This window comes from Neobacillus thermocopriae, from assembly GCF_010975035.1.
Classification (GTDB): domain Bacteria; phylum Bacillota; class Bacilli; order Bacillales; family Cytobacillaceae; genus Neobacillus; species Neobacillus thermocopriae.
On record NZ_JAAIUV010000051.1, the window covers coordinates 1 to 1465 of the forward strand.

The 1465-nt window shown below is 36.5% G+C and carries 1 protein-coding gene; it reads right to left on the reverse strand.

The window, feature by feature from the left end; all coding sequences use genetic code 11:
• Positions 1–38: 38 nt before the first annotated feature.
• A protein-coding gene (locus tag G4Z05_RS16275) for an IS3 family transposase (protein ID WP_412758566.1) occupies positions 39–1369 on the reverse strand; the annotation gives its coding sequence in 2 pieces (ribosomal slippage) (positions 39–985 and positions 985–1369; 1332 coding nt in all).
• Positions 1370–1465 lie beyond the last annotated feature (96 nt).

Consider the following 1465-nt stretch of genomic DNA (forward strand, 5'->3'; position numbering starts at 1 on the left):
GTAAAGTGTACCCTTTGTAAAGGACATTTTAAAAAAGCCTAGGCAACTTGTTGAAGCTGCTGTCTGTATTTTACAGGCGGCAGCTTTTTTAAATTCCACTGTCCACGATAATGATTGTAGTACGTCATATAACTTTTGATTTCCTGTTTTACTTCTTCTAGAGTCTCACAATCTTTTATATTTGTTTCATCTTTAAAATGCCCAAAGAATGATTCTTGCGGGGCATTATCCCAACAGTTTCCTCGACGTGACATCGATTGACCTAAACCCATTTTCTTCACTAAAGCTTGAAATTGTGGATTTGTATAATGGAATCCTTGATCGGAATGGATAAAGGCATCTTTTGTTAAATGTGTATGTTTTCTTAATTTTTTCAACGTGTTAAGTACGATATCTAATTGTAAAGATGACGACACCTCATAAGCGAGAATTTCATTCGTTTCAGCGTCTTTGATCGTTGATAAATAAGCACGTTTCCCGTTGCGATAGGTTAAATACGTGATGTCTGTTAATAATACTTTACCGGCTACACCTTGTTTAAAATTGCGTTGTAGTTCGTTTTTACATGTGCGATGTTCTTTCGTTGCTTTGGCCATTCTTCGATATGGATTTGCCTTTCGAATAGGACAGACAATCTCATACTTTTTCATAATCCGGCGAATTCTCTTTAAGTTGTATGTAATGTCATATTGATTTTGAAGCGTCATTTTAATTTGGCGCGCACCTTTTTTGCGTCCTCGGAAATGATACGCTTTTAAAATGATGGCTTTCACAACTTCATCTGCTTCATCGTGGTTTGCACGATTTTGCGCTGATATTTCATTAAAATAATTATAGAATCCTGAACGAGAAACCCCCATTACCTCACATAAATAGCTCACCATACGCTTTAATTTATACTTTTGAATCGTCTGATGGATTAATTCAAATTTTACTTTCGTTTCGATTGTGATTTCTTCTTCAACACCTGCCTTTCGAGTAGATCGAGCTTTTTTAGTAATTCATTCTCTGCACGTAATAGTTGGTTTTTTGCTTCTAGGCGGGCAACCTTTTCTTCTAAGGTCAATTCACGGTCAGAAGGGCGACCTGAATTTGTTTTACGCGTATCTTCTAAACCTTCAATTCCTGCATTACGATAGGCTGCACGCCAACGTTTACCAGCTGTCTTAATACGATCAATTCCGATTAATTCCTCACTTAAACCAGCTTCCTCGAAGATTTCTCTAGGCAGCTTTCCTTTTTCATTTTCCGCAATAAAATGACGCTTAAATTCGTCTGTATAGGTAATCGCCTTATCGCTAACTGATTTTACATAAGGATTCCTCTTTAGTAGTTCTTGTTCTTTTTTCGTTAATAGTCTCTTCGTCATTCTAGTTCCGCTCCAACATCTTTTTTCTCATTATAAACAAAAGTACCCTACAAGAAGGACTTTTTTCAAAGTGTCCATCTTATAGGGTACATTTTA